Here is a 19,665-nt window from a genome sequence, read left to right as displayed (position 1 = left end):
TGGAACCACTATGGCAGGAATGATTCTGAAGGAAGACGTCGAAAAGGTGCGTCAGGCGGCGGATCTTTATGATATCGTGTCGTCCACCGTCACGCTTAGGGCCTCGGGTACCGGCACGTTCGTCGGACTGTGCCCGTTCCATGACGAAAAGTCGCCGAGTTTCAACGTTCGTCCCTCGCTGGGAGTCTGGCATTGCTTCGGATGCGGATTGGGCGGTGACGTATTCGCCTATGTTGAGCAGCGAGAGAACATCGATTTTCGTGAAGCCGTGGAGCTTCTGGCCGACAAATACCACATCGAACTGCACTATGAGCGGCATGGCGGCGATCAGCATGCCGCAAAAGGGTCAAAGCGGGCTCGCCTTATCGAGGCCAATGAGGTCGCCCAGCAGTATTTCGTCTCTCAGATTATGACGCGTGAGGCGCTCGCGGCAAGGAAACTGCTGGGGGGACGCAATTTCAGCCAGGCGGATTGTCAGCGTTTCGGCTGCGGATATGCTCCTAAAGGCTGGGATAATCTTGTACGTCACTTGGCTGAAAAGGGGTTCACCCAACAGGAGATGCTCGACGCCGGTCTGGCCAGACTCGGCCAGCGTGGCGTCTACGACTACTTCCGGGGTCGGGTGACTTGGCCAATACGTGATTCGACTGGACGCACCCTTGGTTTTGGAGCCCGCAAACTGTATGACGACGATACCATCAACGCCAAATACATCAATACCCCCGACACGCAGCTCTACCGTAAGACGCAGGCACTCTACGGCATCGATCTGGCCAAAACCGCCATTGTCAAGAAGCGGCAGGTCGTGATTGTCGAAGGGTACACCGACGTGATGGCCTGCCATCTGGCGGGGGTCGATACGGCTGTGGCCACATGCGGCACCGCCTTCGGTGCCGAGCATGCCAAAATTGTAAGACGTCTGATATCCGACGATTCGCTTGGCGCCGTGCAGTTGGTGGGTCCGCTGACCGTGGAGGGACAGTCGTTGAGTTCCCGAATCGTGTTCACCTTCGATGGTGATGCGGCCGGTCAGAAGGCTGCTCTACATGCGTTCGGCCTTGATTCAGCGTTCCTTACGCAAACCTTCGTCGCGGTGGCCGACGACAATCTCGATCCCTGTGACCTGCGTATCAAGCAGGGTGATCAGGCTGTGCGGTCGTTGATCGACGGCGCCATCCCGCTCTATGACTTCATGATCGAAGCGGTGGTGAAACGGTTTGATCTGAGCTACACGACAGGGCAGATGGGGGCCGTAAAAGCCGTTGCGCCGATTATCGCTCAGATTCGTGATCGATCTCTGCTCGATGTCTACACGCGCAAGGCCACTCGACGCATCGGCCTTGAGCTTGACATCGTACGGCGTGAGGTCAGTGCGGCGCGTAGAACCTTGAAAGTGCGCGATGATGACGCTTATGCGGTCAAGCATTCACGTTTCCCTGGAGGTTCCGACGCCTTTGGGGGCCGCAATCAGAGCGGGAACATGAATCCTGCGGCCCGCAAGGCTTTGGAACGGCAGGACGCAAACGGGCAAGCGTATCATAAAATCGATGATGCGGTGTTCATCTGTGAGCAGCAGTTCATGGCCGTGCTGATTCAAGTGCCTCGGGCCATTGACCGAAAAGCTTTTAATGCGCTTGAGCTTGGTGATTTCATGACTCCCGTGTTTCGTACGCTTTTCCAGGCGATTGCGGCCGCAGGGGGACTGCCCGCCGAAGATACTCCGCAGGGCTTGTGGATGCACAACCTGACGAAGGCGGCCGGCCCCATGCTCGATGAGGTCGTCAACGAGCTGGCTGTCATGCCTTTGCCGTTGCCTTCGGATGGGTCGGATGGTTCGGCCGGTGGTGCGCACATCGCGAGCGATGTGGATCCATCGGATGCTCCTGCGGCGAAATTGCGTCCCGCCACCGCGGCTGAGCGTCGCTATGCGGCGGAATTGACCGCAAAACTTGTCGATGTGGGCTATATGCGTCGCATCGGGGCCGCCAGACGCAGGATGACCCAGCTGCCGGATGGGGAGGAGAAGATTGCGCTTTTGGGCAAGATAACCGCCATGGAGTCCGCTCGTAAGGATATTCAGGCTCAAGTCCATGGCGATCGCTAATCGGCGGTTGGCAATAAGCTGATCTGGTGGGGCAAAGGACGACAAGGCTCGTGTCGCGAAAACGGTCGTTTTGTAATATTGTAAACGGCTTGGTTCTACAAGGCCGGTATGATGCATGAGGCCTCCGGAACAGTCAAAAGGTCGCCGAATCACCTGCTCACGTGTTATTCTTTTTCCAATCTAGTCCATATTATGGGTGTATTGGTGTGGGGTGGAGGCATGTTTGGGTCTCTGCGGTTATCCAAACATGGCATGTGCCCGTCCGAAGGGATGAGCGGCCGGCATGAGGGGTTCGAGAAGGAGTGCGTGTTGGACGGTGCGGTTGATATGGCGATGGCTCACGCGGATGGCACGGGCCATGACGCCTGCCGGCAGGGCAAGTGATCGGTACTTCGATGGTAGGCAACAAAATACTGGGATTCGTCAAGGACAACATTGTTCTGGTTGTCGCCTCCATACTTGCTTTCGTCTCATGCTTCATCGTTCCGCCCGATGGCCAGTACGCTTCCTATATCCATGTCAACACTATCATGCAGCTTGTCTGTCTGATGATCGTGGTGTGCGGCTTCCAGCGGATCGGCGCCTTTCAGATAATCGGCTCGAGACTATTGCATTATGTTCATACCGAAAGTGGGCTCGTGGTCACCTTGGTGTGCCTGACCTTCTTTTCCGCGATGTTCATCACCAATGATGTGGCGCTGGTAACGTTCGTGCCTTTCGCCTTGGCGGTTCTGGTTATGGCGAAGATGGAGAGGACGGTCGTTCTTGTGGTCACGCTCATGACCATCGGCGCGAACACCGGCAGCATGCTCACCCCTATCGGCAACGCCCATAATCTTTATTTCAAGGCCATTTCAGGATTCGGCACTTTGCGTTTTTTGTCAATCATGGGCCCGTATTCCCTGCTTTCCGCCATTCTGTTGTTTGCCATCATTATTGTGGCCTTCCGCGGGCAGCGTACGCAAGCTGACTTTGAATCCCTCGATGCACGCAGCATTGAACAATCCACGCTGGCCCCATTCACGGAAAAGGAGCGGCCTAACGAGATTCGCATAGGAGGTTACGGCATTGGCGGCAACAACGTGTGGCGTGCGGTCGTTTATGCGGTGCTGTTCCTGGTATGTGCGCTGACCGTCAGTGGTTTCGTGCCCCTGTGGGTGATGGTGGCGTTGGTCTTCGTCGGATTTGTGCTGTGCGATAGGCGCGTGTTTCTTAAAGTTGACTGGGCCTTGCCGCTGACGTTCATCATGTTCTTCGTTTTCATCGGCAACATGCGTCGTGTGCCTGCGTTTTCCTCCTTGGCCGCCTCGGTGGTCGGTGCCCACCCTCTTGCCGTTTCCATTGTCTCCAGCCAACTGATCAGCAACGTACCCACTTCGATTTTGCTCTCCGGCTTCTGCCGGCTGTGGAAGCCTTTGATCATCGGCACCAACATCGGCGGGTTGGGTACAATCATCGCTTCGATGGCGTCATTGGTCTCCTACCAGCAGGTTGCGCGGCGCTATCCTGACCGCAAGGGTCATTACCTGCTTGTCTACAGCTTGGTGAATGTTGCATTCGTGGCGGTGTTGTTTGGTCTGTCGCTCATTATCGGCTGATTGTGCGTTTGGATCTGGGCAGGGCCGAGTCCTACGAATGTGCAATCGAGTATTCAACGTGTTCATCGAGTGCACCCTTGTCGACCAGGGCTTTGAGCACAACGGTCGTTTGTTCGCGGTCGAGGCTCAACGTCTGTTCGATCTGGGCTCGGCTCAGTACCGTGCCGCGCTCTGCCAGAAGATGCAGTGTCGCTTCTTCCAATGCCTCCACTTCGCGAAGCGCGTCCCCATTGGTGCCGTGAATCCGATCTGCCGCCTGTGCTCGATTGTTGTCGCCACCGATTCTGCCGACGAGGTTCGTTCCGGCGAGGATAAGGGTGGAGAGCGGCTCGATTGCCTCGGATAACGGTGAGGCGCTGATGACCCGTGCTCCGGCAAGGGCGGCTGAGGGGTCATGGGTCAGGTCACGACGGGCGGGAGGGAAGATATAGCGTTTTGCGGTATGAGTCCGATCGTCATCCGACTCGCCGGTCGTATGGTCGTCGTCCATGAGTTCGCCGGGTCGCCCGCCGAAGGCGTTTTCAGCTATCGTCGGTTGCAGCCAATCCTCTTGCGACACTGGTTTGGGTAGTACCATCGCCACTGAGGTCGGTCCGACCCGCACTTGCGGACTGACCGTACTTGCGGCGTACAAATCCAGAATACGCTGTATGCCGGTGCCGAGATTTACGCTGAGCTTGAGCGCTTCGAACACCTGGGCAAGCCAGGTATTGCGTGTCTGGCTCACTCCGTTCAATAGGTCATTGACCTGTAGTCCGCCGTACAGTCCGCCTAAGGAGACGATTTCAACGCGTGATGCGAATAGACTGACGAGCGTCGGGCCGTCCAACGAATAATCGCGGTGCAGAATCGCGTTGACCAACGCTTCACGCAGGGCTTCGGCGGGTAATGCGTCGTGTCCGCAATTGTGCTGGTTGAGAAAGACCATCGTTCGGTCGATTTGCGCCAAGACCGACCCCGAGATGTCATGACGTTCTTTTAGATCGGTTTTGGTCGTGCCTTGGAACATTGCGCATTTGATCTGGTACGGGCATTGATCCGAAATCAGCAGGGCGGTGTTGGTGTATGTGGGTAGCTTGGCGTTGGGCACCGAACTCGAACCTGTATGCTTGTCTACCGGATTGGTTGCGGTTTCGGCGCTGTCGCCGCCCCGATCGTTCATCGCATCGTTGGTGCTTCCGCGCGTGCCGTGGTTGCAGTGCGCGGTTGTCAGATGCAGGCGTGTCATGGTTGCGCTGTTCCAAGGCAGACCAGCCGAGGCAAATGCCGCCTGAGCATATTCAAAGGTCAGATTTTCGACGCTGCAAGGTTGATGATCGAATGAATCCGGTTGACCGGTTGGTTCGATGCCGGCCCATGCCACGGCACCGGTGGGTGCTTCCTGTTCAGACGATCCCATATCGTTGGCCATGTCTTGAGCTTAGCCAATTGAGCAGACAGAATCAGTAATGCAGAGAGATGTTGATGCGATCTATCGGGACAATGGACTGCGCGTAGGCTGCCAAAATTGTCGTTTTGTCCGACTGAAATCCATAAAAAGGCCTGCATGCACGGATCAACGGCGAAAGACAAAAATGGCACACAGTTGGCACACAGTTTTTTTGTGGCGAGCCAGCGTGGATTAGAAAAAATCCCTTGTAGCTGTTGTGGCTAAAGGGATTTGTTGAGTGATCCCGGCCGGATTCGAACCGGCGACCTACAGATTAGAAGTCAGTTGCTCTATCCAGCTGAGCTACGGGACCGCGGTTGCTATAATACCAGCACCTTTGACTGCCGCGACGTGCGTGGCGTCGTCTTGAGGATGGGATTGGGTATGTTTGTGGGTGAACGTCCAGTTGGTCCGGTGAGCGAAGTGCTGGCTCTGGACAGGAAACGGAATGACAGGAGAATGTATGACGGTCGAACTGAACAAGCGCCAGGTCAAACAGCTGAAGGCTTTGGCGAGTAAAATCAACCCGATGCTGTGGATCGGCAGGAACGGTGTCACCGAAGCCGCGATTAAACAGGCCTCCGAGACGCTTGAATCGCATGAGTTGCTCAAAGTCGTGGTACAGGATGGTTGCCCGGTTGACGAGCGTGAAGTCGGGGAAACGCTCGCCGGCAATGTCGGAGCCACACTCGTGCAGGTGATTGGTCATCGACTGGTTCTTTACCGCCCGACGGACAAGGAGGGGGTCGAGCGTATTCGGCTGGTGCGTTGACTTGACCGGTGTACCCCGTTGCATCGTCTGCTCGTACTGACCGCCGTTCGGTTGTGCGAGCAGACGATGTTTTGAGGACTGGTCATTGCGTTCCGTATGTATCAATTGGTCGTCTGCAAGTGAAATGAGTCGGAATCGGTTCATCCACGTTTGCTCGCACAGGTGTCCGGTTATGCAAGTGAACCCTGATGGGACGAACGAATGACGACAGAACGGTGGTCTTGTCGGCATGCGTGCCCGATTGGCGGTCGGAGTACGGGTTCTATCACTCAATATGCGTATAGTGGTATTTGCATTTGGTTATCATCGAAAAGTCCGGAGGATTCATGGTAACGAGCACAAGCACACCACAGGTAGCGGTAATCATGGGTTCGGCGAGTGATTGGGAGACGATGCGCCATGCGTGCGAAGCTCTCGACCAATTCGGCGTACCGTACGGCAAAGAGGTCATATCGGCGCATCGAACCCCGGAGAAAATGGCTCATTTTGCGCGTTCTGCCCGCACGGAAGGCATCAAGGTCATCATCGCCGGAGCCGGGGGAGCGGCGCATTTGCCTGGAATGGTGGCTGCGCAGACCACGTTGCCGGTGATTGGTGTCCCGATTCAGTCCCACGCTCTTCACGGTGTCGATTCGTTGTTGTCCATCGTTCAGATGCCAGGGGGCATCCCGGTGGCAACGACGGCCATCGGCGCGTCGGGTGCCACAAACGCCGGTCTGTTGGCAGTCAGCATTTTGAGCATCACCGACAGGACGCTGGCTGAGGCGCTCGATGACTACCGTGAGAGTCTCAAAACGAAAGTTGAGGATTCGAATGCCATGCTTATCTGAAGAAACCGGCGGACGTTTGCAACGGTTGAACCCCGATCAGGTCATCGGCATCATCGGCGGAGGGCAGCTCGGGCGAATGATGGCGATTTCGGCGCGATATCACGGTTTTCGTGTGGGCGTCCTTGACCCGACTCCGGACTGCCCCGCAGCTCAGGTGGCCGATTTCCAAGTGACGGCTCAATATGAGGACAAAGATGCCATTGCCCGCCTGGCCAGGCAGTGCGATGTTCTGACCTATGAGTTCGAAAACGTCGATGCGGAAGCCATTGATGCCGTGCGTGGCCAAGGAGCGGATCGTGCTGCGGTGCCACAGGGCACCGATCTGCTGCGCGTGACCCAGGACAGGGTTTTCGAAAAGCGCTTCGTCAACGATCACGACACCGCAACGGCTCCGTGGCAACAGGTGGACGACCTTGCCGATCTCGACAGGGCAATTGTGCAGATCGGCTATCCTGCGGTTCTGAAGACTCGTCGCGGGGGTTACGACGGCCACGGACAGAAGGTTCTGCGCGGGCCGGCCGATCTGATGGATGTGCACTCTCGGGTTGAGCAGGAGGGGATGTTTCCTCCCTTGATTATCGAGGGTTTTGTCGAGTTCGCATTCGAGGCATCGATCCTGGTTGCCGGTAATGGCAGCGACTTTGTGACCTTTCCCATAGTGCGTAATGACCATCGGCACAACATCCTGCATCTGACCGTCGCACCTGCCGAGGTCGATGAAACGATCATCAGTCGGGCCCGATCCCTCGCCTTACGCCTGGCCGAAGGTTTTAAGCTGGCGGGCACTCTGGCAATCGAGCTGTTCATCACCAGACAGGGCGCCGTCGTGGTCAATGAGCTGGCTCCGCGGCCGCATAACTCAGGGCACTATACGATCGAGGCATGCTCGATCGACCAGTTCGATGCACATATTCGTGGCATCGCCGGTTGGCCCCTGCCGCAGCCGCGACTGCTGAGTCCTGCGGTGATGGTGAATGTATTGGGTCAGCATGTGGCTCCCACGCGTGCCCTTATCGGAGAGCACCCCGAGTGGTACTTGCATGATTACGGCAAGGCCGAGGTGCGACGGGACCGTAAGATGGGCCATATCACCGTGCTCACCGATGACACGACCCGAACGGTGGCCTCACTTGAAGCCACGGGCTGTTGGAACGATTTGCAATAGGCTTGTGACAAAAGGTTTACGTCGATATAATGTGATGTTGTTTTTGACATTGAGCATTCCCGGTGGGGAAGAGGGGAGGGTCGATGACTGGGGCTGACGGCACTGAGAGTAAGGCCGCGGCGGCTGAAAGTACAAGGAAAGCGCCTATGACAGTGCGATTCGCGCCGACCAAGGTACGTCGTACAAGACAACACAACACCTGGCAACAAGACACCATCATGCAGGAACTTTCCGAATGTGAGGACTTCGTATCCGCGCAGGATCTGCATCGAAGGCTGAGCGAAGGTGGCAGCGGGATCGGACTCTCCACCGTTTACCGGCAGCTCAACGCCTTGGCGGACGCCGGGCGCATCGACGCCATTCAACTCAGTGGGCAGCAGGTTTTCCGTATCTGCATGGATGGCCGCCATCATCACCATCTGGTCTGTGAGGCATGCGGCAACACAGTCGAAATCGAGCCACCGGAGCAATGGCTGAGGCAGATCGCCGAACAGCATGGTTATTCCGCCATTACCCATACCATCGAGATTTTCGGCCTGTGTCCTGAATGCCGATCCACGATGAGCGATGAGGATCAGGCCGCATATTGCAATCCCCGGCATTGAACCCAAGCAGGTGCATTCAGAAACATCACCATCCACGTCAGTGAGATGGCGAGATTGTCTGGCATGCCTCGAGACGTTCGCGACCAGGCAGCCGTTGTCACTGTGGACGTATGTGGTTATGGTGCTGGGTTGAGAGGTTACACCACTAGTGGTTCCGTCTTGTCGGCCGCCAGTTCATTGACGCTGCACTGGCGACCGACAAAACGATTGCCGACCGCATCAATTGACGTCGGCCGGCAACCGTGATTCACGCAGTTACGTTCCTTCCCGTATTGTCTACGCCCTATCGGCTTTTCCGTCGTCGTTCCTGGTGCTGGGTGTCATCGTCTTGAGGATGTCGACGACCTGGGCCGGCTTAAGGCCCGGAACATATGCGTTGACGACCGCGAAACCGATTTGAGCGAGTTTGGCTGCGTCTGGATAGCAGATGTAAATCGGTGCGGGGGACGGTTGGAACTTCTTCTTGAAGAAGAACAGGGATTTGAAGGCGTATGCCGGTTCCAACACATCTGCGGCGATCTGTAAGGCATGCTCAATCATTGCCGTTCCACTTGTCTGCGTCGTCGGTGATCCTGCTGCATCAGAAGAATGGGTGTCTTCCGCGCTTTCGGAGGTTTTGGGATCGTGGGACCGGGACGTTTCGCGCCCCTCGCCCATGCCTGCCAGGGGAGCCGCCGAAAGACTCATGAACTCGATGGCGTTCGCTGGATTGGTCTGCCCCTGATCTCGCAGACGTTCGGCCATGCGGGCAATGAGGAATTCCATGATGCCGTTCGGGCTGTCGGTGCGATGACGCATGAAGTCAAGAGTCCAGCCGATCACCCGCCCCTGTCGGTAAGTAGGCAGCCAACTGGTCACTCCGAGTACGGTGCCCTCCGCGTCCACGGCATACAAGAGCGCCACGCGCGGATCTTGCAACTCCTCGATGCCTCCTAATGTGAACTTCATTTCCGGCAGTGCCTTCATCTGCGCCCACTGTTCGGAAATCTCGACGATCTGCTGTTGGATCTCGAAACCGGCCTGCTCGTATGTGGTCATGACGTCAGTGATGCCGTCGCGTTTGGCCTTGTTGATGGCCGTGCGAATATCCTGCCACTTTTTGCCGCGTGTCTGCCACTGGTTCGGATCGATGATCATCTCGGTGCCTACTTGAACGGAGGACCAACCCGTGGATTCAAGCTCCGCCCGCTGCTCATCATGCACGGCATAGAAACTCGGCGTCCAACCATTCACTTCGCAGAAGGCTGTGAAGTCGCTCAGGGCCTGCTGGTATTCGGCAGGGTCTCCAAAAGGACCCGTGACTGTGAGAGCTATGCCGTGCAGGACACGGTAGGCCACACCGCAGCGTCCTGACTGGCTGAACCAGTAATGATTACCTTCCCAAGTGGTCATGAAGCTCATGGACTGCCCGCCAAGCATCACAAGCTCTTCGGCCCGTTTGCGGTCGCGTTCGTCCACGTCCACACGATCCCGGAACCAAAGGATGAAAACGATGACCACAACCACCCAGAAAACGGTCGCGAATCCTTCGCTCACGATGGTGGCCGGTAGTGTTCCCGCAGTGATCAACAACGACCTGCGGCCACCGAATCCGGCTGGAAGCAGACGACGCAGGAGGTCAAGCAGCAGAAGCTTGAATGTCGGGCGTGGACGGAAGTCGTTGGGGAAACTGAGGGCGAAGGCCACATATCCGGTTACCGTGATGACCAGTGTACCCGCGATTGCAAGCAATCCCGCCAATACGCGCTTTCCGTCCGTTGTCACGGTGAAATGCTCCATGTTGCGCAATAGGAAAATCGCCATCAGCAACGGAGGCAGTGCCGTGGCAACAAAAGCCGGCATAAAGCTGTAGTTGCGGGTCATGATGGGACTTTGGGGGGTGATGATGAACGGGAAAATCACATAATAGAGAATCGCGAACACCGCCGAAGCCGCGTTCAATATCACACCGACCCAAGCGGCCAGTCTTCTGCCATGGTACAGCCCCCACGCCACGATAATCAGAGCGGCCATCGGCAGTAGAATGTGGAGCCACAAACCGATCAGAGCGGTGCTATGTTGTCCTGAGAGCAACACGCAGCTGGCCATCCTATGGCTTTTCCCACAGGCTCTGAGCAGATCGGGGTCGCTCCAGACTGATGAGATAAACAGTCCCAGATTCGTCAATGGGCCCTGGTGCGAGGTGGATGTCAGAGCCAGAATCGGACCGAAGGCGAACACCAATTGCGCGAATGCGAAAAGACGACGGGTTTCATAATCGGTTCCACGCAGCCAGCTGGTATGGTCCCTGGCCGGTCCATGCATTGCCAGTCCCATGACATGCCCGGTCAGAGCGACCCCGAGCGTGCAATAATCACCGGGGTTCCCGCTGAACAGCAGCATCGTTCCTATGATGGTGTAGACCAGTAGGACAATGCGACGGCGCCACATGAAGGATTCGTAAGCGCTTTCAGCCATCAGCGCACCAATGACGAGTGTCAGTGGAGACAGGATCACGGGCAGACTTTCCATGTATCGCCAGTCGCGCATGGCCATATCCACCCCAACGCACACGGCAAGTCCCAGGGCTGAGCCGATCACCGCACTGACGCAGGCGGTCAGAATCGTCCTTGCCACCTTGAGCCGGGACTGCGCCAGCGACAGAATCACCAGAATCAGCAAGGTATAAACCAGAAGCATCAACGGCGAACGGACGACAAAGGCCGAGCGTACGATATGCCCTAGCCAAGGCATGATCTCTTCGGGCCTTAACGACCGTCCTGACGGCGGCCTCTGTGAATGCTGGTCCAGAAGGATCTGTGTAAGGCTCATGTCGCGCCCGTAACCGGGGGCTTTGAGCCTTTTGACAACACGGAATGCCATATGAACGATATTCGCCACAAGGAAAACGGCCGTCACCATGATCGCAAAGGCGTGATTGCGCATCCAGCTGGTCAGATCGGTGCCCAGAATCGACCAGCTGCTGGGTGAACTCTGCTTTGGGCGCTGCCGTGTGGCGTTTTTCTGCTTGCCTGCCGGTTCACTCGGAGATGTGACCCGCGGTTTAGGCGCGTTGACTTCAGGGGTTGTGTCCGGGCTCTGAGCACCTGTGCTCTGCGGGTTGTTGTCACTGTCTTGCATATGTATGCTTTCATCCATCTCTGTGTGCTGTGGCTTTAAAATCAGTCGGTGTATTGGTTCGTGTTGGCAGTTACCACCTTGATTTTAGAATAACCCTTGATATTACGATGCGTTTTGCCTAAACCGGTCTGAGTGCCGAACAGGTCGATTTGGGCCAGCATCCCATTTTGCACTGTGTGCCAGTCGTGACCGGTGCCTTGCGATATGACCGTGGTGGTCCTCATCCCGGCGTCCATTGCAGCCGTACTAATGGCGGTCTGGTTCTTTTGCGATTTCTGGTCCCATTGGCCGGCTATGGAGAACCATGTCTGGGTGGAGGGTGCGTGCCGCTTGATGATCTTAATCGGCACATGCCTGTCGAATTTCGCTTCGTCTTTGTCGAAGTATTCGTCGACGGTTTTCTCATGGGATCCGACCGTCGGCTCGATCTCGCCGCCCGCCGAGAAAATATGGCCATAGATATGCGGATACGCGGGGCCGAGCTGGGTGGCACAGGTGCCACCCTGTGAAAACCCGCCGATCAGCCATGCATCGGCTGTGTGCTGAACCGGCAGATGTTGTTTGACCCATCGCGTCACATCGGAGACCAGATAGGTTTCCGCATTGCCGTATTCAGGCGTATCGGCACACAATGTGTTGCGCGTCAATGAGCCGTTCTGATCGGGGGATACGGCGATGGGGGCCAGACCCTGGTGCTTGGCGGCATAGTTGTTGAGCATCACCCCAAGCTGTCCAGCAGTGAAATAGCGGTCTGGACTGCCCGGTTGCCCGGCCAGTACGATCATTACCGGAAGAGCGGGAGGGTTGTCGCTTAATGCGGCCGGCGGCAAGTAGACGTTCGCGGTGCGCGGTCGGAAACGGTTGTCGGAAGAGGGAATCGTGATTGAATGAACCTCTCCCTTCTTGGGAACGATCGGCAGGGCGCCTTTCTCGGCTTCCGCTTTCCATGCTTCGACGGTTGTGGTGTTTTTGTGCACCTTGCTCAGGTCGAGAGGCGAGAACTGCGTATGTCCGAACACCGATCCCAGTGTCGTATATTCGCCGTAGATCGAATCAACGCGAAGCAAACAGGTCAGCAAGGCGAGAACCACAGTGATGACGGCCATCACGCGCCGGGCCCCTCTTGATTGCACCGCCGCCGCAGCAAGCGCCGTGATGACGGCGATGCCGACGGCGATGGTCAGCATCACCTTCCAGCCCAGGCTGACTCCAAACACCTTGAAAACATCTGAAAGCAGCCAGATCACCAGTCCGCCTACAGCGAGTCCTGCCACGCCCCATGCCAGTTGCGTAAGCAACGGTTTGAACCATCCCGTCGATGATTTGAGTACCACTACCATCACAATCCCGGCCACGGTGAGCGCAATCATGGTTTTGGGCAGCCAACCGGTGATTAAGTGAATATTGAAAAGCCAGTCCATCGTTTCCTTTGTGCCGTGCGAAGACGTTTGCCTTCCTGAATGTTGCTCATACGATTCTATTCTCATTTGCGCCAGAATGACAATCGGCCTAGCGAATGAGTTTCGGCGTAAGGAGGCGGTTCGTTGAACATAGTGCCATTAGGCCGGCCGGGCGCGTCGCTCGAGATTACGCGCTGTGAGATACGCTTGCTGCGATCTTGTCGTAAAGGCTATGGGATAATGCCCGTGTGTGGAGATTTACAGCAATAAACGATGAGACTGAGGATGGGACGATTGCGGAAGGGTCAGTCGCCGGCCGTCCGGTTCTGGATAACAAGGATGAGAATAATGGTCATCCATCCGTTCTTCAACTTGGCAAAAACCGATTGAGATTGCCCTGGTGGGGTTATGTCCTGCTGTTTGTACTCGTTGACGTGCTGGGCATTGCGATGTTGCAATGGGGTGTGGCGCTCAGCAGTTCACGAGCTTCGCTGTCGAGCCCCCTGATTGGTTTTTGGGGATTCGTGGAACAGATGTGGACCTTGGGTCGTTTTGTGTTCGTACTGAACCTGTTGATTCTGGGGCTGATCTATGCTTTCGTGCTTTTGGCCACCAATCGTTTCTGGCTGTCCTCCGGCACCGTGTTGGTTGTCTGCACGGTGATCGGCGTGGTCGAGCGTTTCAAAGTCATGGCCCGCTATGAGGCCATCCTTCCATCGGATGTCAGGTTGGCGGGTTCCAATGCCGGCGAGTTGACGACATTCCTGCCCAACGGATCGCAGTGGCTTATCTGCGGCGCCGTTGTCGTGGCGGTCGTCATCATAGCGTTGTGTGCGCTCGCCAGCCATTTCGATGCCACGGGCGGCAGGGTCATCAGGGGAAACATGAACATCGGCAAGGTGGCCGGCAGGCTGGGTGGCTGCCTGGTGTCCATGGCGCTGGTCGTCGCTTTCTCGGTTTCGGTCGGCACCGTGGACACCTGGGCCAACACCGTGGCCCATACGATGGGAGACATGCCTTCGATGTGGGACTCCGTCTACGATTCGCAGCGTAACGGGGCCCTGCTCGCTTTCGCGCGTCAGCTCGATCCACGAGTTATGACCGAGCCGCAAGGCTACAGTGAGGCCGGGATGGATGCCTTGGTCAAGCGCTATCAAAGCGAGGCCAAGACCATCAACGCGAAGCGAGATGCAAGACTGACGGACAGCAGTGTCATTTTTGTGCTTTCGGAATCATTCTCCGACCCCACGCGCGTGCCGGGGGTCAAACTCAACCATGATCCGATGCCCAAGATCCGGGCCGTCAAGGAGAGTACGACCAGCGGCCTGATGCTTTCCAGCGGCTACGGCGGAGGCACCGCGAACCTTGAATACCAAGCTTTGACTGGTCTTTCGATGGCCAATTTCGATCCGTCACTCACCAGTCCATACCAACAGCTGGTTCCGGGGTTGACCTGGGCGCCTACGGTCAATCAATCGTGGGACGGAGGTGAGCGGTCCGTGGCGTTCCACCCTTACCAGTCCTCCATGTACTCGCGTGCTGCAGACTATAAAAAATTCGGTTTTCCTCATTTCTACACCCTCAATGAGCCCGACGTCATATCGCCGCAGGTCAAAAAGGACAACAGCCCCTACATCGATGACGAATCGGCCTACACCAGTGTCCTTGATTGGATGAAACGGCACAAAGACAGTAGGTTCGTGCAATTGGCCACCATGCAGAACCACATGCCATACCACAACTGGTATGCCGACAATGCCTTCAGTGCGACCGCCGCGCCCGGGGCCGAGCGGTTGGGCGATGACGAGACCGTTTCGATCAACACGTATTCGAAGGGGGTCAATATCACCGACGAGGCCACCGCCACCTTCCTGGAAAAGCTTGACAAGCTCGATCGTCCGGTGACGGTGGTGTGGTATGGCGACCATCTGCCGGGCATCTATTCGACGGCCGGCTCCGACAGCGCCAACTCCTTGGCGTTGCATGAGAGTGACTATTTCATCTGGTCGAACAAAAGGGCCGCCTCGCATGGTACGAAATTGTCCAACGCGACCTATACCTCACCCAATTTCTTCATGGCGCAGGCCGCCGAGCATATGGACGCGAAAGTCTCGCCCTATCTGGCGTTCCTCACGCTTCTGCATGAAAGGATCGCCGCAATCGAGCCTCCCGTGGTCAACAAGATTCAGGGGTGGAACCGCATTCCGGAGGGCCAGCCCATTTACCTGAACGCCAAGGGTGAGCCCATGAGCGCAGACGACTTCGACGCAAAGACCAAAGAGCTGATGCACGACTACCGACTCATCCAGTACGACATCACCGCAGGTCGCCATTACCTCGAGAACACAGGGTTTATGACAGTTCCGGGTGGATCGCCCATCAACTTGGACATCTCCCGCAAGTCTCCGACCAGCGCCACCGGATCCGCCGTTTCGATGGCGCGCTCCGTCGTTGTCGGACGCACTCGTGGCTGTGCGCCGGCAGGTTTGCATGTGGATGTTGCGACGCGCTGAGAGGCATTCGGAAAACCTGGATTCATACTGATCCTCCGCAGGTTGTCTGTTGGACGGTCGGTGCGTTGACGTGTTCGTGCACTGATTTGCCGGCGGTTAGCGGTCTTGCACCATTGGGTGGTCGGCCATTGGCCCAAGGCCAATGGCCATGAATTCTCCCCATGAACAATGATGGTGCGCCTGATTCACGGCCACTGTTTATGGCTCGTTGGCCGTGTTTACTGCTCATTCTTGATGGCGTCGAGAGCGGGTACTCTGACCGCCTTATTCGCCGGCGCGAAGCCAAAGATCAGACCGATGACCACTGAGAAAAGCACGGCACAGATGAACAGCCACCATGGAATAATGGACATTCGGGTCACGTCCGTGCCGCCGAAAATCGCCTTGCCGACATTGTTCCAGCTCGGACCGCCGAGGGCTAGTAGGTTCATGCCAAGTGAAGCAGCGGCACTGATCAGCCCGCCGATAATTCCTCCGACCAAGCCGATCGTCGCCGCCTCCGTCAGAAACATGACGCGGATGTCGGCAACGGTGCAACCAAGAGCCTTCATGGATTCCGATTTCGCGGGTTCGCTCGGTGACGGACATGATCATCGTATTGGCGATGCCGATGGCTGCCACGAGGAATGCGACCGCTCCGATGCCTCCGAGAATCAGCTGCACGAGGCGAGACGCCTGTTCCATTTCCTTGCGCATGTCGTCGCTTGACTCGGTGTGGAATCCCATTGAGTTGATGGTGCTCTGCACCTGCTCGACCTGCGAGATGTCCGATACCTTCACCAATGCGGTGCCGTATCTCTGAATGGAAGAAGCATTGGTGGCCGGATCCATGGTCTTTTTGATTTTCTGCAGATCGTCCATGCTCACCATGATGCCGTCGAACCGTTCGACCAGTGTTGCCCTTTGCCGGCATCGGAGGCGTCTGAGGCTTGACGGACAGTGCCATCGAACCGATACGTTGCATCCTCGGTCGTCGGCCGCTTCGACGGGTTCATGGACAGATCGGACATTAAGTAGGTCTGACCGCCCATCGTCATGTGGCCGGGGTTGCTATCGGGCTCGCCTTCCAGGGATTTGGTGACTTCGAACGGAGTCTTGAGTGGGTCGAAGAACGGCTTCTGCGGTTCGACTGGCTTGCAGTTGCCTCCCATATCGTCCATTCAACACCGGTAGGATCGGGAGGCGTGCGGAAGCAGTCCTTCTGACTTCGGAACTTGTCTTTGAACATGTAAGCCGTTTCCTGCCCGACCAACACTTCGCCGGGACGGCTGGGTTCCCGGCCTTTGGTGACGGTGATAATACGGTAGGATACAGGAAAACATGCTCGGAGGCAATCGTCCCTGAGGAACTCCTGCCGATATAGCGGTGGGCGCGGCTACATCGGCAGGCGTATAGGGCATGCGAATTCGAATGTGAACGATGTGGATGCCCTGTCTACCCCGGATTTGCTCATGGTTGAGTGTGTGGTTGCTCCTGCAAAGCCTTGGCTCCGATGTCGTGACGATAGAACAGCCCGGTGACGTCCAGTTCGTCAAGAGTGGCATATGCCTTGTGTTGTGCGGATCCTAGCGTCGAAGCTACTGCGGAATAGGCCAGGACGCGGCCAGCGGAGGAGACTAGACCGGTGGGTGTGATCAGCCGTTCATCGGTTGCGGCGACGGAACCGGCCTTCACCCCGGCAAAGTACACGTGACAGTCCTGATCGGTGGGAATGGCAGGTATTGGCGAACCGGTTCCAGGTTCTGCGGGGTATCCTTCGGCGGCCAACACCACGCTCAGGCATGCGGTGTCATGACTCCATGCGAATACCGGCTGTTGTCCATCGAGAATCGCGGCAATGGCGGCACCCAAATCACTGGTCAACAGGGGGAGTACGGCCTCCGTTTCGGGATCCCCGAAACGCGCGTTGAATTCGATGACCCTGGGACCGTCGTCCGTGGCGATCAGTCCCGCGTACAGAATCCCGGTGAAAGGGCATCCTTCGGCGGCCATGCCCTCCACGGCAGGGCGGACGATGGTCTCGATGGCCGTGTCGACCACGTCGTTGTCGATCTGCGGTACGGGGCTGTAGGCACCCATCCCGCCTGTATTCGGGCCTTCGTCGCCATCGTAAGCGCGCTTGTGATCCTGGGCAATGGGCATCGGCCAGAAATTCGTGCCGTTCACGAAGCTCATCAGCGAAAACTCCTGACCTTGCAAGTAGTCCTCGATGACCACGCGGGCGCCCGCCCGGCCGAAACGACGGTCTATGAAAACGTCGTTCAAAGCGTCGAGCGCGGTGGGCACATCCATCGCGACGGTCACGCCTTTGCCGGCTGCCAGCCCGTCGGCCTTTACTACGATCGGTGCACCGTGTTCACTGACGTATTGCGCGGCGGCGTCGTATTCATCAAAGGTCCGATACGCAGCAGTGGGGATGTCGTGCCGCTGCATCAGCTGCTTGGCGAAGTCCTTGGAGCCTTCGATACGCGCGGCGGCTCGGGTGGGACCGAACGCCTTTACGCCTGCGGCGGTGAAATCGTCCACAACGCCCTCGATCAGCGGCACTTCGGGGCCGACCAATGCCCAGTCATAGTCGTTGACCTGCATGAATCGTATGAGTCCGGCATGATTCGAAGCATCGATCGCAACGGTGCGAATGCCGTCGAGCTCCATGCCGGGATTGCCGGGCGCCACGGCGACCTCCGTGACGCTGGCTCCCTTGAGCAACGTCGCCGCGATCGCATGTTCGCGCGCCCCCGAACCGATCACCAACACTTTCATACCCATTTTCCCCTACCTTTCCCGCCCACTCGTCGTTGACGAATTAGGCTGCTTATCGTGTGGCGACATGACGTCCGCCTTATGACTCCGGAATCCTCGCATCAAGGTCCGATGCCTGCGTGGATGCCGGTTGCCGTGCGCTTCGGCTGCAGCGCGGAAGACTCATGCGAGAACGACTCGCGGACCCGACGATGGTTGACTCACCACGGAACCGATGACATGCGCGGCTTCATGCTGGTTGACAAGCAGGGCGAGCGCGCGTTCGGTACTTTCCGGTGCAACGGCCAGGACCATGCCGATTCCCATGTTGAACACGTTGTACATCTGGGCGTGGTCGACTGCGCCGGCCCTCTCGATCAAATTGAAAATGGGAGGTATCGTCCATGCGTCACATGTGATGTGCGCGGAAAGGCCATGAGGAAGCATACGCGGAATGTTTTCGATGAACCCGCCGCCGGTGATATGCGCCATCCCCTTGACGATTCCTTCGGCCAACAGAGGTTGCAGCGCCTTGACGTAGATTTTCGTCGGGGTCAGGAGCACGTCTTTGAGAGCCGGGCCGCCGTCCTTTCCGTCGACTCCGGTCACGGATGCATGGCGCTTCGATGCATCGGTGGCATCGAATTCCGCCAGGTCGCTCAGTGGTGTGTCAACGGTATAACCGGCTTGGTCGAACAATGCGCGGCGTACGAGCGAAAAACCGTTCGAATGCACGCCTGTGGATTCGAGTCCGATCAGGGTATCGCCTTCTTGGACGGTAGAGCCGTCCACAATTGCGGCTTTTTCCACCACCCCTACCGCGAACCCGGCCAGATCGTATTCGTCCGGCGCATACATGCCCGGCATCTCCGCCGTTTCGCCGCCGATGAGCGCGGATTGGGCCTGAATGCAACCGTCAGCCACTCCGGCCACGACCTGCTCAAGCAGGGCTGGATCGTTCTTGCCGCATGCGACGTAATCGAGGAAGAAAAGCGGCTGCGCTCCTTGGGCGATGATGTCGTTGACGCACATCGCCACGCAATCGACCCCGATGGTGCGGTGTCGATGCGCGGCCTTGGCGACCATCAGCTTGGTGCCCACGCCGTCCGTGCCGGATACCAGCACCGGTTCGCGGTAGTTGAGCTCATTCAAAGCAAACAGGCCGCCGAACCCGCCAATGCCGCTGACGACTCCGGGGCGTTTGGTACGTTCGACATCCGACTTGATCCGGTGGACCACCTCGTAGCCTGCCTCGACGCTGACCCCTGCTTGTTCGTACGCTTCTGGCATGTCATGCCTTTCTGTGTGTTATGTCCGTTCGCTGAACGGGCGCCGGTGTGTCTGTTGTGAATCTGCTGTTGGAAAACGGTCTGTTGCCAGGCCCAGT

General features: G+C 57.3%; 14 protein-coding genes, 1 tRNA gene and 1 pseudogene. 8 read left to right on the top strand and 8 right to left on the bottom strand.

Annotated features, from left to right (window positions below; all coding sequences use genetic code 11):
- Positions 1 to 10 precede the first annotated feature (10 nt).
- From dnaG to BBOH_RS02680, 3 genes are all read left to right on the top strand, one after another.
- Positions 11 to 2,104, top strand: coding sequence for a DNA primase (gene dnaG / locus BBOH_RS02690; RefSeq protein ID WP_033521120.1), 2,094 nt, complete (start codon positions 11 to 13; stop codon positions 2,102 to 2,104).
- 219 nt (positions 2,105 to 2,323) lie between these two features.
- Positions 2,324 to 2,488 carry a hypothetical protein gene (locus tag BBOH_RS08740; RefSeq protein WP_156097521.1) on the top strand — a complete coding sequence of 55 codons (165 nt, stop codon included), beginning with the start codon at positions 2,324 to 2,326 and terminating at the stop codon, positions 2,486 to 2,488.
- Positions 2,489 to 2,499: 11 nt separating this feature from the next.
- On the top strand, positions 2,500 to 3,702 hold the full coding sequence (locus tag BBOH_RS02680) for an SLC13 family permease (protein ID WP_033521231.1): 1,203 nt from the start codon (positions 2,500 to 2,502) through the stop codon (positions 3,700 to 3,702).
- 31 nt (positions 3,703 to 3,733) lie between these two features.
- Here BBOH_RS02680 and BBOH_RS02675 read toward each other — a convergent pair whose 3' ends face one another.
- On the bottom strand, positions 3,734 to 5,113 hold the full coding sequence (locus BBOH_RS02675; protein WP_052118153.1) for an ATP-binding protein: 1,380 nt from the start codon (positions 5,111 to 5,113) through the stop codon (positions 3,734 to 3,736).
- A 257-nt stretch (positions 5,114 to 5,370) separates the two neighbouring features.
- Positions 5,371 to 5,444: transfer RNA gene (locus BBOH_RS02670), tRNA-Arg, on the bottom strand.
- 150 nt (positions 5,445 to 5,594) lie between these two features.
- Here BBOH_RS02670 and BBOH_RS02665 point away from each other — a divergent pair.
- The 4 genes from BBOH_RS02665 to BBOH_RS02650 all read left to right on the top strand — a co-directional run bounded on the left by BBOH_RS02665 (position 5,595) and on the right by BBOH_RS02650 (position 8,503).
- Positions 5,595 to 5,903, top strand: a complete 309-nt coding sequence (locus tag BBOH_RS02665; protein WP_033521122.1) for a YhbY family RNA-binding protein — start codon at positions 5,595 to 5,597, stop codon at positions 5,901 to 5,903.
- Positions 5,904 to 6,229: 326 nt separating this feature from the next.
- Positions 6,230 to 6,733: a 5-(carboxyamino)imidazole ribonucleotide mutase gene (gene purE, locus BBOH_RS02660; RefSeq protein WP_033521124.1), complete on the top strand. Its 504-nt coding sequence runs from the start codon at positions 6,230 to 6,232 to the stop codon at positions 6,731 to 6,733.
- On the top strand, positions 6,717 to 7,898 hold the full coding sequence (purK, locus tag BBOH_RS02655) for a 5-(carboxyamino)imidazole ribonucleotide synthase (protein ID WP_033521126.1): 1,182 nt from the start codon (positions 6,717 to 6,719) through the stop codon (positions 7,896 to 7,898). The genes purE and purK overlap by 17 nt, the downstream gene beginning before the upstream one ends.
- Positions 7,899 to 8,044: 146 nt before the next feature.
- Positions 8,045 to 8,503, top strand: a complete 459-nt coding sequence (locus BBOH_RS02650; protein WP_033521128.1) for a Fur family transcriptional regulator — start codon at positions 8,045 to 8,047, stop codon at positions 8,501 to 8,503.
- Positions 8,504 to 8,779: 276 nt separating this feature from the next.
- Here BBOH_RS02650 and BBOH_RS02645 read toward each other — a convergent pair whose 3' ends face one another.
- Both BBOH_RS02645 and BBOH_RS02640 read right to left on the bottom strand, forming a co-directional pair.
- Complete coding sequence (locus BBOH_RS02645; protein WP_052118154.1) at positions 8,780 to 11,623, bottom strand: bifunctional lysylphosphatidylglycerol flippase/synthetase MprF; 2,844 nt, start codon at positions 11,621 to 11,623, stop codon at positions 8,780 to 8,782.
- A gap of 41 nt (positions 11,624 to 11,664) precedes the next feature.
- Complete coding sequence (locus tag BBOH_RS02640; RefSeq protein ID WP_033521130.1) at positions 11,665 to 13,044, bottom strand: alpha/beta hydrolase; 1,380 nt, start codon at positions 13,042 to 13,044, stop codon at positions 11,665 to 11,667.
- A gap of 365 nt (positions 13,045 to 13,409) precedes the next feature.
- Here BBOH_RS02640 and BBOH_RS02635 point away from each other — a divergent pair, with 365 nt between their 5' ends.
- Complete coding sequence (locus BBOH_RS02635; protein WP_237743114.1) at positions 13,410 to 15,536, top strand: LTA synthase family protein; 2,127 nt, start codon at positions 13,410 to 13,412, stop codon at positions 15,534 to 15,536.
- Between the two features lie 218 nt (positions 15,537 to 15,754).
- Here the strand turns inward: BBOH_RS02635 and BBOH_RS09630 are convergent.
- From BBOH_RS09630 to purM, 4 genes and pseudogenes are all read right to left on the bottom strand, one after another.
- Positions 15,755 to 16,235: pseudogene (locus BBOH_RS09630) on the bottom strand (ABC transporter permease); the annotation flags it as partial.
- Positions 16,236 to 16,399: 164 nt separating this feature from the next.
- Positions 16,400 to 16,687 (bottom strand): hypothetical protein, encoded by a 288-nt coding sequence (locus BBOH_RS08215; RefSeq protein ID WP_052118156.1) that lies wholly within the window; start codon positions 16,685 to 16,687, stop codon positions 16,400 to 16,402.
- A 298-nt stretch (positions 16,688 to 16,985) separates the two neighbouring features.
- The gene (gene purD / locus BBOH_RS02625) at positions 16,986 to 18,305 is read right to left on the bottom strand and encodes a phosphoribosylamine--glycine ligase (RefSeq protein WP_143242334.1); all 1,320 of its coding nucleotides are present in this window, start codon (positions 18,303 to 18,305) and stop codon (positions 16,986 to 16,988) included.
- A 156-nt stretch (positions 18,306 to 18,461) separates the two neighbouring features.
- Positions 18,462 to 19,568, bottom strand: coding sequence for a phosphoribosylformylglycinamidine cyclo-ligase (gene purM / locus BBOH_RS02620; protein WP_033521131.1), 1,107 nt, complete (start codon positions 19,566 to 19,568; stop codon positions 18,462 to 18,464).
- Positions 19,569 to 19,665 lie beyond the last annotated feature (97 nt).

Origin of the sequence: Bifidobacterium bohemicum DSM 22767 (assembly GCF_000741525.1) — a bacterium.
GTDB classification, from domain to species: domain Bacteria; phylum Actinomycetota; class Actinomycetes; order Actinomycetales; family Bifidobacteriaceae; genus Bifidobacterium; species Bifidobacterium bohemicum.
This window is presented reverse-complemented; position numbering and strand designations above follow the sequence as displayed.

Coding starts and splice junctions, on each gene's coding strand:
- BBOH_RS08740 (WP_156097521.1), top strand. CDS start 2,324: ATGTTTGGGTCTCTGCGGTTATCCAAACATGGCATGTGCCCGTCCGAA.
- purK (WP_033521126.1), top strand. CDS start 6,717: ATGCCATGCTTATCTGAAGAAACCGGCGGACGTTTGCAACGGTTGAAC.
- BBOH_RS02665 (WP_033521122.1), top strand. CDS start 5,595: ATGACGGTCGAACTGAACAAGCGCCAGGTCAAACAGCTGAAGGCTTTG.
- purE (WP_033521124.1), top strand. CDS start 6,230: ATGGTAACGAGCACAAGCACACCACAGGTAGCGGTAATCATGGGTTCG.
- BBOH_RS02640 (WP_033521130.1), bottom strand. CDS start 13,044: ATGGACTGGCTTTTCAATATTCACTTAATCACCGGTTGGCTGCCCAAA.
- BBOH_RS02645 (WP_052118154.1), bottom strand. CDS start 11,623: ATGCAAGACAGTGACAACAACCCGCAGAGCACAGGTGCTCAGAGCCCG.
- BBOH_RS02680 (WP_033521231.1), top strand. CDS start 2,500: ATGGTAGGCAACAAAATACTGGGATTCGTCAAGGACAACATTGTTCTG.
- BBOH_RS08215 (WP_052118156.1), bottom strand. CDS start 16,687: ATGGGAGGCAACTGCAAGCCAGTCGAACCGCAGAAGCCGTTCTTCGAC.
- purM (WP_033521131.1), bottom strand. CDS start 19,568: ATGCCAGAAGCGTACGAACAAGCAGGGGTCAGCGTCGAGGCAGGCTAC.
- dnaG (WP_033521120.1), top strand. CDS start 11: ATGGCAGGAATGATTCTGAAGGAAGACGTCGAAAAGGTGCGTCAGGCG.
- purD (WP_143242334.1), bottom strand. CDS start 18,305: ATGGGTATGAAAGTGTTGGTGATCGGTTCGGGGGCGCGCGAACATGCG.
- BBOH_RS02675 (WP_052118153.1), bottom strand. CDS start 5,113: ATGGCCAACGATATGGGATCGTCTGAACAGGAAGCACCCACCGGTGCC.
- BBOH_RS02650 (WP_033521128.1), top strand. CDS start 8,045: ATGACAGTGCGATTCGCGCCGACCAAGGTACGTCGTACAAGACAACAC.